At 68.8% G+C, this 13,073-nt stretch carries 13 protein-coding genes; 8 read left to right on the top strand and 5 right to left on the bottom strand.

The window, feature by feature from the left end; genetic code table 11:
- From ABD197_RS03120 to ABD197_RS03110, 3 genes are all read left to right on the top strand, one after another.
- A complete protein-coding gene (locus ABD197_RS03120) occupies positions 1 to 816 on the top strand; it encodes an ABC transporter permease (protein ID WP_344051495.1) in 816 nt (271 codons plus the stop codon).
- The gene (locus ABD197_RS03115; RefSeq protein ID WP_344051493.1) at positions 813 to 1,862 is read left to right on the top strand and encodes a sulfate/molybdate ABC transporter ATP-binding protein; all 1,050 of its coding nucleotides are present in this window, start codon (positions 813 to 815) and stop codon (positions 1,860 to 1,862) included. Before ABD197_RS03120 ends, ABD197_RS03115 begins: the two co-directional genes overlap by 4 nt.
- A 103-nt stretch (positions 1,863 to 1,965) precedes the next feature.
- Positions 1,966 to 2,265, top strand: coding sequence for a hypothetical protein (locus tag ABD197_RS03110; protein ID WP_344051491.1), 300 nt, complete (start codon positions 1,966 to 1,968; stop codon positions 2,263 to 2,265).
- Here the strand turns inward: ABD197_RS03110 and ABD197_RS03105 are convergent.
- Positions 2,258 to 3,100: a potassium channel family protein gene (locus ABD197_RS03105; protein WP_344051490.1), complete on the bottom strand. Its 843-nt coding sequence runs from the start codon at positions 3,098 to 3,100 to the stop codon at positions 2,258 to 2,260. The genes ABD197_RS03110 and ABD197_RS03105 overlap by 8 nt on opposite strands.
- 131 nt (positions 3,101 to 3,231) lie before the next feature.
- On the opposite strand from ABD197_RS03105, the gene ABD197_RS03100 reads away from it, so the two are divergent.
- Positions 3,232 to 3,444: a three-helix bundle dimerization domain-containing protein gene (locus tag ABD197_RS03100; protein ID WP_344051488.1), complete on the top strand. Its 213-nt coding sequence runs from the start codon at positions 3,232 to 3,234 to the stop codon at positions 3,442 to 3,444.
- A gap of 1 nt (position 3,445) precedes the next feature.
- On the opposite strand, the gene ABD197_RS03095 is transcribed toward ABD197_RS03100, so the two are convergent.
- From ABD197_RS03095 to ABD197_RS03080, 4 genes are all read right to left on the bottom strand, one after another.
- Positions 3,446 to 3,682: a hypothetical protein gene (locus tag ABD197_RS03095; RefSeq protein ID WP_344051486.1), complete on the bottom strand. Its 237-nt coding sequence runs from the start codon at positions 3,680 to 3,682 to the stop codon at positions 3,446 to 3,448.
- A gap of 136 nt (positions 3,683 to 3,818) precedes the next feature.
- A complete protein-coding gene (locus ABD197_RS03090; RefSeq protein WP_344051484.1) occupies positions 3,819 to 4,589 on the bottom strand; it encodes an SDR family NAD(P)-dependent oxidoreductase in 771 nt (256 codons plus the stop codon).
- Positions 4,586 to 6,214: a flavin-containing monooxygenase gene (locus ABD197_RS03085; protein WP_344051482.1), complete on the bottom strand. Its 1,629-nt coding sequence runs from the start codon at positions 6,212 to 6,214 to the stop codon at positions 4,586 to 4,588. Before ABD197_RS03085 ends, ABD197_RS03090 begins: the two co-directional genes overlap by 4 nt.
- A 47-nt stretch (positions 6,215 to 6,261) precedes the next feature.
- Complete coding sequence (locus ABD197_RS03080) at positions 6,262 to 7,167, bottom strand: alpha/beta hydrolase (RefSeq protein WP_344051479.1); 906 nt, start codon at positions 7,165 to 7,167, stop codon at positions 6,262 to 6,264.
- A 373-nt stretch (positions 7,168 to 7,540) separates the two neighbouring features.
- Between ABD197_RS03080 and ABD197_RS03075 the strand changes: the two genes are divergently transcribed.
- The 4 genes from ABD197_RS03075 (at position 7,541) to ABD197_RS03060 (ending at position 13,055) form a co-directional block, all read left to right on the top strand.
- A complete protein-coding gene (locus tag ABD197_RS03075; RefSeq protein ID WP_344051477.1) occupies positions 7,541 to 8,692 on the top strand; it encodes a substrate-binding domain-containing protein in 1,152 nt (383 codons plus the stop codon).
- An 83-nt stretch (positions 8,693 to 8,775) separates the two neighbouring features.
- A complete protein-coding gene (locus ABD197_RS03070) occupies positions 8,776 to 9,495 on the top strand; it encodes an SDR family NAD(P)-dependent oxidoreductase (RefSeq protein ID WP_344051475.1) in 720 nt (239 codons plus the stop codon).
- A 13-nt stretch (positions 9,496 to 9,508) separates the two neighbouring features.
- Positions 9,509 to 12,043, top strand: a complete 2,535-nt coding sequence (locus ABD197_RS03065) for an ATP-binding cassette domain-containing protein (RefSeq protein ID WP_344051473.1) — start codon at positions 9,509 to 9,511, stop codon at positions 12,041 to 12,043.
- Position 12,044: 1 nt separating this feature from the next.
- Complete coding sequence (locus tag ABD197_RS03060; protein WP_344051471.1) at positions 12,045 to 13,055, top strand: ABC transporter permease; 1,011 nt, start codon at positions 12,045 to 12,047, stop codon at positions 13,053 to 13,055.
- Positions 13,056 to 13,073: the final 18 nt, after the last annotated feature.

The raw sequence follows: 13,073 nt of genomic DNA, 5'->3' as shown, positions 1-13,073 counted from the left end.
GTGCGCGGGGCGGGCACTTTCGCCGGCATCCCCCGCTGGGTCGCCGGGGTCGCCGCGGTCGGCGCGCTCTTCGTGCTGCTGCCGCTCGTGGCGATGATCGCCCGCGTGGACTGGACGCAGTTCATCGCGCTGATCACGTCGGAGTCCTCCCGCGCAGCCTTGTGGTTGAGCCTGCGCACGTCGATCACCGCCACGCTGTTGTGCGTCGTGTTCGGGGTGCCGATGGCGCTCGTCCTCGCCCGCACGCGCTTCCGCGGGCAGCAACTGCTGCGCGCGCTCGTTCTGCTGCCGCTCGTCCTGCCGCCCGTCGTCGGCGGCCTCGCGCTGCTGTACACGTTCGGACGCCGCGGACTGCTGGGTTCGACCTTGCAGATCCTGGGCATCGACATCGCGTTCTCCACGACGGCGGTCGTGCTCGCGCAGACCTTCGTCGCGCTGCCCTTCCTCGTGCTGAGTCTCGAGGGAGCCCTCCGCACCGTGGGTACCCGCTTCGAGGCGATCGGCGCGACTCTGGGCGCCCGACCGACGACCGTGCTGCGCCGCATCACGATTCCGCTCGTGCTCCCCGCGCTGCTCTCCGGCGCCGTGCTCTCCTTCGCGCGCGCCCTGGGCGAGTTCGGAGCGACGCTCACGTTCGCGGGGAGCCTCCAAGGCACGACCCGCACGCTCCCGCTCGAGATCTATCTGCAGCGAGAGGTCGACCCCGACGCGGCGGTCGCGCTGTCGCTCGTACTCATCGTCGTCGCCGTCATCGTGGTGGGTGTCGCCCACCGCGCCGGGGGTACGACGTCGTTCACGCAGGGGCTGCGCCGATGACGCTCGTCTTCTCCGCGACTCTCGACGCACGAGGAGTCGCGCTCGACCTCGAGGTGGCTCGCGGCGAGACGGTCGCGGTGCTCGGCCCGAACGGCGCCGGCAAATCGACCCTGCTGGGCATGATCGCGGGACTCGTGCAGCCGGATGCCGGGCACGCCGACCTGGACGGCGCGGTGCTGTTCGACCTCGCGGGTGGGCGAGGCCGGTGGACACCCCCGCACGCGCGCGGCGTCTCCACCCTCACTCAGGACGCCGATCTCTTCCCTCACCTGAGCGTGCTCGAAAACGTGGCGTTCGGCGCGCGGAGCAAAGGGCTCGGGCGACGACGTGCGCAGGAGATCGCGCGGCACTGGCTCGACGAGGTGGAGGCGACCGAGCTCGCGCAGCGCCGGCCTTCCGAGCTGTCCGGAGGGCAGGCGCAGCGGGTCGCGATCGCACGGGCCCTCGCCGCCGACCCGCACCTGCTGCTGCTCGACGAGCCGCTGTCGGCGCTGGACGTCGCCGTCGCCCCGACGATCCGGCGCACGCTCCTGCGCGTGCTGCGCGAACGCACGGCGATCATCGTGACGCACGACGTCCTGGACGCGCTCACACTCGCCGATCGGGTGATCGTCCTGTCGGAGGGTCGCATCGTCGAGGAGGGGCCGACGCGCGCGACGTTCGCGCGTCCGCGCACCGGGTTCACGGCGGGCCTCGCGGGCCTGAACCTCCTGACCGGCATCCGCACCGCCGAGGGGATGATCACGGATGCCGGCATCGTGATCCGGTCGACCCTGCCGACCGACGCCGCCGTGCACGATCGCGTCGTGGCGACCGTGCGCCCGGGCGATGTCGCCGTCGCGTCTGCCGCGACGACGACGCCCGGCGTCGATCGCATCCTCGCGACCGTTCTGGATCTCGAGCCGCGCGGCGATCTGATCCGCGTGCGGTCCGACACGATCTCCGCGGACCTGGCGCCCGCGGAAGTGGCCGATGGGGACCTCGAGCCCGGAATGCGGGTCGGCTACGTCCTCAGACCGGAAACGGTGACGATCACGCGGGCCTGAGGATCACGCCGTGCCTCAGCTGTCAAGCCCCGTTCGCGGCGGACGAGGGCGGCACACACTCGAAGGACCGCCTCCCCCTCGCCGGGATCATCGAGGGACCATCATGTCGAGCACGCCGAAGAGCACACGACGGCGCCGCTTCGCCCTGCGTCGCACCGTCGATCGTGACTGGATGATCGTCCATGCCGGCGCACCCGAGTTCGCCGTCCGTCCCCTCGCGCACATCACGATCGACGACGACGACGTCGCGGAGGTGGTGTGGACGGCACCGCTCCCCCTTCCCGTCGTCTTCGCCTCACCGCAGGACGCACTGGAGACGCTCGAGTCCTGGGAGCGCACCGGCGGGGGCGCGACGAAGCCGATCCCGATCGCGCATTTCCCCCCGCCTCGGCAGGTCAGCTGAGCATCTTCCTGATCTCGGCCATCTTCGCCTCCATCTCCGTCAGACGCGCGCGCAGCGCGTCGACCGACTCCGCGGACAGCGGTTTCCCCTCGTCGGCCACGGGCTCGGCATCCGTCGGCTTCGGCGTGAGGAAGACGGTCGCAAGGTAGCCGGTGAACGTGCCGAAGATGCCGACCCCGACCACGATGATGATCGTGCCGCACAGGCGCCCGAGGGGTGTCACCGGGTACTGGTCGCCGTACCCGACGGTGGAGATCGTCACCATCGTGTACCAGAGCGCGTCCCCGGCGGTCGTGATGTTCGCGCCCTCCGCGTTCTGCTCGAAGTACAGGATCGTCAGGCTGCCGAACTGCAGGACCAGGATGCCCATGAGAAGGAGCATGTAGAGGGCGCTGCCGGCGCGGTCCTTGATCAGGGTGTGCGCGACGGCTTTCACACCCACCTCGCGCAGGAGGCGCCAGACGCGGATGAGCCGGAAGATGCGGAGGATCTTCAGTTGCGCGAACGGAAGGCTCGCGAGCAGGTCGGCCCAGCCGAAGTGCCTGAAGAAGTACGTGCTCGCCGACGGCGCCGTGAAGATGCGGTACGTGAAATCGATCAGGAAGATCAGGCTGAACAGCGCGTTCATGGCGCCCAGCACGGTGTCGAGGGATTCTTCGCGCAGCACGAGGACCAGCACCAGATTCACGATCGACAGGATCGAGAGGATTCCGATGAAGATCTCGTAGCCGGTGCTCTTCATCTCGCTGCGCACGCGCTTCGCGCGCGGCTTCTTCGGCTCCCCGCCCATGACGCTCCCGTTCTCGGCACGCCGCAGCCTCGGCCGTGCGGACACCCGAGACTATGACGGGCCGGGTGGGATCCGATTCATCCCCACGGAGTGAGCTTTCAGCGAACTTCGGCGCCCGGTGCGCGGTCACGCTCGGGGAGGTACCGTGAGAGCGTCCCCCTCGCCCCGGAGTCCTCATGACACATGAACCGCCCAGCGCCGAGCAGACGATCGCCGACATCTCGGACCGCCTGACGCCGCGATACCCGGATCTTCCGGCTGACACGATCCGCACGGTCGTGAGCGCCGTCTACGCCGAATTCAGCGACGCGAAGGTGCGCGATTTCGTCGAAGTGCTCGTCGAGAAGCAGGCGAAGAAGCGTCTGAAGGCGCTGCAGGCTCAGGCGTGAATCAGCCTTCGGCCTGAGGGTCCACGAGGGGCGCGTCGATCACGCCGATCCCGACGGCCCGGTGATCCGCGCCCGGGTCGCGCGGTCCGGGCTCGGGCGTCCCGCCCGTCGGCTCCTCCCCCGGGTCCTTCTCTGTGCTGGGCTCGTCCAGCTCGTCCGCGTCCGGCTCTTCGGTCGATTCGGGCGTCGGCTCGTCGGTCTCGGCCTCTTCGGCCGGATCGGTGTGTTCCTGTGTCATCGCGGTCCCCTTCCAACCTCCAGCATCCGTCGGGGCCGGCTCGGGATGAAAGGGGTTGACGCCGGCCAGGACCGGCGTGCACAACTCGCATAACGAGGGCTCCGCCCTCTGATCGGAGCCCTCGTCGTCGCGGGTCTCAGCGTGCCATGAATCCGCCGTCGATCGGGAGGTTGACCCCCGTCACCCACGTGGATTCGTCGGAACCGAGGTACACGCACGCCCACGCGACGTCCTCCGGCTGACCGAGGCGACGAATGGACTGCAGTCTCGTGTTCACCTTCTCGTACTCGGCGATCCCACCGGGGAACGCGTTCGCGATGCCCTCCACGAGAGGTGTGAGGACGGTGGAAGGATGCACCGAGTTCACGCGGATGCCGTACTGCCCGTAGACGGCGGAGTCCTGCTTGGTCATCATCGTCACCGCACCTTTGGCCGCGTGGTACGCGGTGAACTCGTCGTTGCCCGTGAGCCCGTAGATCGAGGAGAAGTTGATGATCGACCCCGACCGCTGCGCGATCATGAACGGCAGCGCGTGCTTCGTGGAGAAGAACACGCCCTTCACGTCGACGGCGAACAGCGCGTCCCACTCGGACTCGGCGAGCTCGTGCGTGGGCTTGTCGACCCCGATGATCCCCGCCGCGTTGACGAGCACGTCGATCGTGGCGAAGCGCTCGCCGATCTCGCGGTAGGCCGACGCGACCGACTGCTCGTCCGTCACGTCGACCTGCCAGAACGCGGCCGAGCCGCCTGCGGCGGTGATGCCGGCCACGACCTCCTGTCCCTGTGCTGCATTGAAATCGGTCACCGCGACCGTGGCACCCTCGCGGGCGAACAGCTCTGCGGTGGTGCGGCCCATCCCGGACGCCGCCCCCGTGATGACGGCGACCTTGCCCTCGAGCCGGGTCATCGGGTCTGGACCAGCTCGAACTCCGGCGCCCGGAACGAGCGGTAGCCGTCGCGCTCGGCATCCCGGCAGAACTGCTGGTAGACCTGGCCACCACCCATGTACACCTGGAACTCGTGCGGCTTGCCGGGGACGTTCTCACCGAAGAACCAGGCCTTGGCCTTCTTCCCCTCGGAGTACATGACCGTCGCCTTGCCCGCACGATCGGTCTCCTCGGCCCACCACTCCTCGGACTCCCGAGTCGCCTCGAGCGCCGGCAGGTCGTTCTTCTCGGCGAAGTCGATCGCGCGCGCCATCCACTGCGCTCCCAGCTGGATCGGCACCGGCAGGTTCGAGTAGGGCGTCTGGGGCCCGAGCGAGAGCAGCAGGTTCGGGAACCCGTTCATGGAGATGCCGAGGTTCGAGCGGATACCGTCCGCCCACTTGTCGCGCAGCACCAGGCCGTCGCGCCCCACGATGTCGATCTGCGTCAGGGTCCCGGTCATGGCATCGAACCCGGTCGCGGCGATGATCACGTCGAGTTCGTATTCGGTGTCCCCCACCCGGAGCCCGCGTTCCGTGAACTCTGTGATCGGCGTCGTCGACGTGTCGATCAGGTGGACGTGGGGCAGGTTGAAAGTGTCGTAGTAGCGGAACCCGGTGGGCACCCGCTTGCCGTTGAACGAGTACGTCTTCGGTGAGAGCAGATCGGCTGTCGCCGGGTCCTTCACGATCTCGCGGATCTTCTTGCGGATGAACTCCGACGCCAGCTCGCTGGACTCGTGGTTGACCGCAAGGTCGTTGAAGCACTCGTTCGCGAAGTGGAAGCCGCCTTCATTCCACTTGCTCTCGAAGATGCGCTCGCGCTCCTCGGGGTCGACGTCGAGGGCGCTGTACTGCGCGGGCACCATGTCGACGCCGAACGGGTGATTCGCCGCGCGGGTGAAGATCTCGTCGTACGTCGCGCGGACCTCGGCGAGGTGCTCGGCGGAGACGGGGTCGTTGTTGGTCTCGACGATGAAGTTGGGCGTGCGCTGGAAGACGAAGAACTCGCCAGCCTCGGGCGCGACGACGGGCGTGATCTGGATGCCGGACGCCCCGAGCCCGATGAGGCCCACCTTCTTGCCCTTGAGATCGACGCCCTCCCGCGGCCAGCGGGCGGCGTGAACGAGGGTGCCCTGATATGTGTCGCGTCCGGGGATGTCCGGCCAGATCGGCTGAGACAGCACGCCCATGCCGGAGATCAGGTACTTCGCGGTGAAGTACGAACCGTCGCCGAACGTGACGGTCCAGCGCGACGTGTCCTCGTTCCACTCCGCGCGCGTGACGTAGCGGCCGAGCACGATGTCCTTGCGCAGGTCGAGCCGGTCGGCGACGAAGTTCAGGTACGCGAGGACTTCGGAGCCCGAGGGGTAGCGCTCCGTCCACACCCACTCGTCGCGGACCTCTTTGGAGAAGGAGAACGAGTAGTAGCTGAACTCGCTGTCGGTGCGGACTCCCGGGTACCGGTTGATCCACCAGGTGCCGCCGATGCCGTCGGCTCCGTCGACGACGACGGTGTCCAGCCCGATCTCGCGGAGGTGGTGCAGGATGGCCAGCCCTGAGAAGCCGGCGCCGATGACGACGGCGTCATAGTCGGTCTTGGTCATGATGTGTTTCCTTTCTGAACGTGCGGATGTTCTCGTGGGGCCGGCCGTCAGCGGTCGGCCCGATACCAGTCGGCGATGAGCCGGATCTCCTCGTCGGCGCGCGGATGGTTGCCGGCGAGGAACGGATAGACGTGCTGCATGCCCTCACCGACCGAGAAGGTGACATCGACTCCCGCCGCCCGGGCGAGGCGCTCGAGCCGCACGCTGTCGTCGTAGAGCGACTCGACGTCACCGGCGCAGATGTACAGCCGGGGGAAGCCGCTGAAATCCTGGTACAGAGGGTTCGCCCAGGGATCGGTGGGGCTGGTGGCGCCCGCGATGTAGCGGTCGATGTTGCCCTGTAGGCCCTCCCGGGTGATCAGGAAGTCGGTCGCATCGTTCGTCACGATCGTCTCGCCGTCGTTCTCCATGTTCAGCCACGGCGACATCGTCACCACGCGGCGGGGCACCGGGCCTCCGGCGGCCATCAGCCGGAACGTCGTGCTGATCGCGAGATTCGCACCGGCGGAGTCACCGACGAGGGTGATGTCCTCGGCTCGATGGCCCTGCGCGATGAGCGCCTGGAACATCGCCTCGCCGTCCTCGAGCTGCGCGGGGAACTTCGCCTCGGGGGCACGGCGGAAGTCGGCGACGAAGCAGTGGGCTCCGACCGCCTTCGCGAGGTGCCCGCCGAGCTTGCGATGCGATGCGGACGACCCGAGGGCGAACCCGCCCCCGTGGAAGAGGACGAGCACCTGTGCCGGATCCGCGTCCAGCGGCATCGCCCAGACACCTGGCACTCCGCCGAGCTGCGCGCTCCGGTAGGTCACATCCTCGGGCTCGGCGGTCGCACGCTGCCAGTCGTCGAAGATGAGGCGCAGGAGCGCGGTGCTGGCATTCGGGACAGCCCCGAGCTCGTCGATCCAGTGCGCGTAGATCTCTCCGAGAAGGTCGGTCGGTTGCGGTGACGACATCGTCTGCACCCCCAGGGGATCGCGCCCTCGGCAGCGAGGGCGAAGTGTGTGTTCGTGGCGTGGAGGGGCTCCACGAGTTCAGATTGCATGGCCCGTGAACGGCGCAGAACGGCCGTCTCAAAGTGAGTCACTCAGGTCGCAACGTGAACCACAACGCCCTGTCCGGGCGCTGGCACGATGAGGAAACCGAAGGCGGAAACGCCTCCGTGAGAGCCCCGACGGCGATCCCGTCCGGCTCACGAACGACGCACACACAGTTCCGCTCCAGGCGCCAGACACCGTCCGCGAAGACGCGGCCGAGTCGACGAAGACTCCACTCAGCCGGCGGCCACCGGCCGTGGCACCTGAGGCACACCCGACAGAAGGAAGCATCATGGTTCCCCAGCGCACCCTCGCGTTCGCAGCGGTCATCGCCTCGGCGACGCTGCTGTTCGCAGCGTGTTCCTCCGACGGCGGATCGGCGGGCGGTTCCGCCTCCGCCGACGCGGTCGCCAACCAAGTGGGCATCGAAGGCGTTCAGGCCGACATCGTCGACATCAGCGAGTTCTGCGGCGACGAACCCATCAAGGTCGCCTTCGCCGACGGCTTCGGCGGCAACTCCTGGCGCAAGACCACCCGCGCGATCTTCGAGGCCGAGGCAGCGAAGTGCGACAACATCACCGACATCCTCTATACGGACGCGCAGGCGGACACTCAGAAGGCCATCAGCGACATCAACTCCCTCGTCGCCCAGGGCGTCAACGTCATCGTCTCCTTCACCGACGGCGGCGAGGCGCTGCTGCCGACGATTCGTCAGGCGACCGAGGCGGGCGTGAAGTTCGTGCCGATCATCGCGTGCCCCGGCGGAGAGCCCGGGGTCGACTACGTCGACTGCGTCTCGGAGAACGTCGACACGTACGGCTACGGCCTGGCGAAGTGGACGATCGACCAGATGGGCGGCGAAGGCAACCTGATCATGACCGGCGGCCAGGCGGGCAACCCGTACTCCGCTGCCGTCTACGCCGGCGTGAAGCGCGCGATCGAAGAGAACCCCGGTGTCACGCTCCTGAACGAGGACATGGGCGATGTGCCCGTCGACACCGGATGGGAGCCCGGCAAGACCAAGCAGGTCATGGCGGGGCTGATCACCAAGTACGGCGAGATCGACGGAGTCGTGGCCGATTACGGCGGCGGCTCGGTCGGCGGCGTGGAGGCGTTCGTCGAGGCCGGCAAGCCGCTCCCGGTGTGGTCCGCGAACGACTCCAATCAGTTCGCCTGCCTCTGGTACCAGTACAAGGACACCCAGCCGTCGTTCCAGATCGCGACGATGTCCTCGCGCAACTGGGTCGCGATCCCCGCTCTGCACAAGGGACTGGCTGCGTACAACAACCTCCCGAACGACGAGCCCTCGATCTACAACCTCGAGATCATCGAGGACTCGACCGACCCCGACAAGCAGCCCGTGTGCGAGCCGGATCTGCCCAACGACGCGATCCTGTCCTCCGGACTGAGCGTCGACCAGCTCAAGGAGCTGTTCAACCAGTGATCCCCGCGGGGGCGCGCTCCGGCGCGCCCCCGCCCCTCACCTGCTCGATCCTTCATCCGATCGGGTTCTGCAAAGGAGCACCCATGAACCGTCTGGACGGCAAAGTCGCCCTCGTGACCGGGGCGGGCCGCGGCATCGGCCGCGCGATCGCCGAAGCCTTCGCCGCGGAAGGCGCGACAGTGATCGCCACGAGCCAGTCGGCGAGCCACGACTTCGCCCCCGGCATCCGCTATCAGCAGCACGACGTGGCCGATGAGAACGACTGGCGCCGGATCGTCGAGGAGACGACCGCCGAGTACGGTCGCGTCGACGTCCTCGTCAACAACGCCGGGATCATCGCGTACGAGCCGCTGCACGAGCTGAGCTCGTCCGACTGGGACCGTGTGGTGGCCGTCAATCAGACCGGCGTCTTCTACGGCATGCGCGAAGTCATGCCCGGGATGCTCGAACGCGGCTCCGGCTCGATCGTGAACGTGTCCTCCATCTGGGGCAACAGTGCCGTCGCCGGGGCCCACGCGTACCACGCGACGAAAGGCGCGGTCCGGAACATGTCGAAGAACGCCGCGATCACCTTCGCCACCAGTGGGGTGCGCGTGAACTCCCTGCATCCCGGTTTCATCGCCACGCCGCTCACCGATGCCCAGGATCCCGCGGTCAACGAGTACGTGGTGAGCCAGACCCCGATGGGGCGGGCGGGACGTCCCGAGGAGATCGCCGCGGGAGCGGTGTTCCTGGCCTCCGACGAGTCCAGCTTCATGACCGGCGCCGAGCTGGTCATCGACGGCGGCTACCTCGCCCAGTGAGGACGAGAACACCATGACGATTGCGAACACCCCCGCCGCGGCATCCGAGACCGCCGGGTCCGACGCCGCGTCCGCTCCGGCGACCGCGCTCCGCCTGAGCGGCATCATCAAGACCTTCCCCGGCGTGCGCGCCCTCACGGATGTCGATCTCGACGTGACCGCCGGCGAGGTGCACGCTCTCGTCGGCGAGAACGGCGCCGGCAAGTCGACTCTCATGGCGATCGCTTCCGGCGCCATGGCGCCGAACGCGGGCACGGTGCAGATCGCCGGGCAGACGCTGCAGACGGCGTCGCCGGATGCCGCGCGCGAGCTCGGGCTGGCGATCGTGCGCCAGGACCCGGCGCTGCTGCCCGATCTCACCGTCGCCGAGAACATGGCCCTCGGCACCGGCCGCGCCGGACGCGGCGGTCTGAAGAAGGCACTCACCTGGTCTCGTGAGGCGCTGGAACCGTGGCAGATGGGCATCGACGTGCGCTCCCGCGTGCGCGACCTGTCCGTCGAACAGCGGTTCATCGTCGAGATCGCGAAGGCGCTCTCGCTCGCGCCGCGGGTGCTGATCCTCGACGAGCCGACCGAGCACCTCAACGGCGAAGAGGTGCAGCGGCTGTTCCGCCGTGTCCGCGAGCTCACCGCCGCCGGCACCGCCGTGGTCTACATCTCCCACCGCATCCCCGAGGTCAAGGAGATCGCCGACCGGATCACCGTGCTGCGCGACGGGCAGGTGCGCGGCACGTTCGATGCCGAGGAGGTCACCGAGGCACGCATCATCGAACTCGTGGTCGGGCGCGCCCTCGAGACCGTCTTCCCCCCGAAGGGCGCCGAGGCAGGCACGATCGGTACGACGGACCGCGTCGTGGTCGACGGGCTCAGCGGTCGCCACTTCCACGACATCTCCCTCGCGGTGCGCTCCGGTGAGGTCATCGGTCTCGCCGGCGTCCAAGGCAACGGGCAGGCGGAGCTCATCCGCGCGCTGGCCGGTCTGGAATCGGCGACCGGCTCCGTGCGAATCGACGGCCGCGACGTGCGGCTCGGCAGCCCCAGCGCTGCCGCTGCCGCCGGCGCGGTCTACGTCCCGAGCGACCGGCACGGCGAGGGTCTCTTCCTCCCGCTCACGGTCGGCGAGAACATCGTGATGAAGACCCTCCGCCGCTTCTCCACCGCAGGATTCGTCCGCGACCGCGCCGTCGCGCGCGAAGCACGGGCGCAGGTGGCAGACCGCGCCGTGAAGACACCCTCCATCCACACCGCGGTCGGTTCGCTCTCCGGCGGCAACCAGCAGAAGGTCGTCCTGGCCCGCACGCTGCTCGCGGAGCCGCGGGTCCTCCTCGCCGAGGAGCCCACTCAAGGGGTGGATGCCGGGGCCCGTGTCGACATCTACGGGATCCTCCGCGGCGCCGCCGCCGATGGCGCCGCGGTGATCGTGCTGTCCTCCGATGGTGTCGAACTCGAGGGACTGTGCGACCGGGTGTTCATCATGTCGCGGGGCCAGCTCGTCGCAGAACTCGACGGCGACGACGTCACGGAGGCCGGCATCGCCCGCGCCGCCCTCACCTCGACTGCGACGCGCAAGCGGGACGAAGCCGGTCAGAGCCGCAGCGGGCGCCTGCGCTCGTGGCTGCGCGGTGATCAGTCGCCGGCCGCTGTCCTCGGCCTGGTCGTCCTCGGGCTGACCGCCCTGATCGGGGCGATCAACCCGGCGTACCTGTCCGCCTTCAGCATCGGCAACATCCTCTTCGCCGCCGCGATGATGATCTTCATCGGCTCGGCCCAGCAGGTGGTGGTGCTCGGCGCGGGATTCGACCTGTCGGTGGGCCCCCTGCTGAGCCTGCTCGTCGTGATCGCCTCGTTCTTCGTGATCGACGGCGGCAATCTCCTCCTCGGCCTCCTCCTCATGCTCGTCGCGGCCGCCGCCGTCGGCGCGGTGAACGGGTCCCTGGTGACGAGATTCTCGCTGAGCCCCGTCGTGGTGACCCTCGCGATCGCACTCGCACTGCAGGGATTCGTCTTCCTGCTCCGCGGGACCCCGGGCGGCATCATCTCGAGCCAGGTCACCCGGATCGTGACGGCGAAGATCGGTCCGGTGCCCGTCGCCTTCATCGTCGCCGTGGTGGCGGCCCTGCTCCTGGAGTGGGCGCTGCGACGCACGAAGTGGGGGGCGCAGCTGCGTGCGGTCGGTTCACGCCGAGATGCGGCCGCACGGATCGGCATCCCCGTCGAGCGAGTGGGGCTGCTCTCGTACGTCGTCACCTCGCTGCTCGTGCTGCCGACCGCAATCATCCTGATGTCGCAGATCGGCATCGGCGACGGACGCCCGGGCCTGGCCTTCACCCTGACCTCGGTCACGGTGGTCGTGCTCGCCGGGACCGACATCTTCGGCGGTCGCGGTTCCTTCATCGGGATCGTCGTCGCCGGCATCCTGGTCGCCCAGATCCTCGGCGCCCCGACCTTTCTCGGCCTGTCCGGTGCGTGGGGGTACTGGTTGCCCGGGCTCATCACGGTCGGCGCTGCGATCCTCTACGCGCGGCTGCGCAACATGAGAAAGGCCTGACATGTCCACCGGCATCGATGCACAGACCGACGCGCTGTGGAAGCGCCTCCTGTCGGGCGGATCCGGCGCGATCTGGATCGCGACGATCGTGCTTTTCGCGATCAGTCCACTCGTGTCCTCCGGGAGTCTCAGCGAGGCCGCCGTCCGCGGAATGCTGCCGTTCGCCGCCGTTCTCGCGATCGCCGCGATCGGTCAGACCCTGGTCGTCCAGCAGCGAGGACTGGACCTCTCGGTGCCCGGGATGATGGCGTTCGGCGCGGTCCTCGTGTCGGGCCTGCCGCAGTGGTACGGCTGGCCGCCGGCCCTCGCGGTGGTGGCCGCGATCCTGCTGCCCGCCCTGGTCGGACTGCTCAACGGCGTCATCATCACCGCGTTCGGCGTCATGCCGCTCGTGGTGACCCTCGGCATGAACGCCGCCCTGCTCGGGACGGTCTTCGCGATCTCGAACGGCACGCCCGCCGGCGCGCCCGCCGGACTGTCGGCGTTCGCGAAGGGATACGTCGGGGTCATCCCGAACGCCGCGATCGTCGCGGTCGTCGTCACCGTGATCGCCGGCGTCGTCGGTCACCGCACGATCGCCGGGTGGCGCCTGACGGCGATCGGGGTGAGCGAACCGGCCGCGCGGGCGCTCGGCGTGCGCGTCGTGCTGTACCAGACGGTCGCGTACGGTCTCGCCGGGGCCGCCTACGGCATCGCCGCCGTGCTGTACACCGGCTACGTCACCACGCCGCCCCTCTTCTTCGGGGAGACCTACCTGCTTCCGACCGTCGCCGCGGTGGTCCTCGGCGGTACGGCGCTGACGGGTGGCCGCGCGGCACTGGTCTCCACCGCCGTCGCCGCACTCTTCCTCACCCAGCTCGGTCAGCTCCTCCGCGCCGTGGGCTGGCCCGAGCCTCTGCAGCTGGTCGCTCAGGCTGCGGTCCTGCTCGCGGTGGTCCTGCTCCGTGCCCTCGTCCCCACCATCGCCCGCGCGATCAGCGCACGTCGCACACCGTCGCCCCTCACTGCCTGACTCTCCAAGGAGCACCAC

The organism is Microbacterium lacus (genome assembly GCF_039531105.1).
Lineage (GTDB): Bacteria > Actinomycetota > Actinomycetes > Actinomycetales > Microbacteriaceae > Microbacterium > Microbacterium lacus.
This window is presented reverse-complemented; position numbering and strand designations above follow the sequence as displayed.

What these genes read in the sequence shown, in the direction of transcription:
- ABD197_RS03115 (WP_344051493.1), top strand. Translation starts at nt 813, where the DNA reads ATGACGCTCGTCTTCTCCGCGACTCTCGACGCACGAGGAGTCGCGCTC.
- ABD197_RS03110 (WP_344051491.1), top strand. Translation starts at nt 1,966, where the DNA reads ATGTCGAGCACGCCGAAGAGCACACGACGGCGCCGCTTCGCCCTGCGT.
- ABD197_RS03100 (WP_344051488.1), top strand. Translation starts at nt 3,232, where the DNA reads ATGACACATGAACCGCCCAGCGCCGAGCAGACGATCGCCGACATCTCG.
- ABD197_RS03095 (WP_344051486.1), bottom strand. Translation starts at nt 3,682, where the DNA reads ATGACACAGGAACACACCGATCCGGCCGAAGAGGCCGAGACCGACGAG.
- ABD197_RS03090 (WP_344051484.1), bottom strand. Translation starts at nt 4,589, where the DNA reads ATGACCCGGCTCGAGGGCAAGGTCGCCGTCATCACGGGGGCGGCGTCC.
- ABD197_RS03085 (WP_344051482.1), bottom strand. Translation starts at nt 6,214, where the DNA reads ATGACCAAGACCGACTATGACGCCGTCGTCATCGGCGCCGGCTTCTCA.
- ABD197_RS03080 (WP_344051479.1), bottom strand. Translation starts at nt 7,167, where the DNA reads ATGTCGTCACCGCAACCGACCGACCTTCTCGGAGAGATCTACGCGCAC.
- ABD197_RS03075 (WP_344051477.1), top strand. Translation starts at nt 7,541, where the DNA reads ATGGTTCCCCAGCGCACCCTCGCGTTCGCAGCGGTCATCGCCTCGGCG.
- ABD197_RS03070 (WP_344051475.1), top strand. Translation starts at nt 8,776, where the DNA reads ATGAACCGTCTGGACGGCAAAGTCGCCCTCGTGACCGGGGCGGGCCGC.
- ABD197_RS03065 (WP_344051473.1), top strand. Translation starts at nt 9,509, where the DNA reads ATGACGATTGCGAACACCCCCGCCGCGGCATCCGAGACCGCCGGGTCC.
- ABD197_RS03060 (WP_344051471.1), top strand. Translation starts at nt 12,045, where the DNA reads ATGTCCACCGGCATCGATGCACAGACCGACGCGCTGTGGAAGCGCCTC.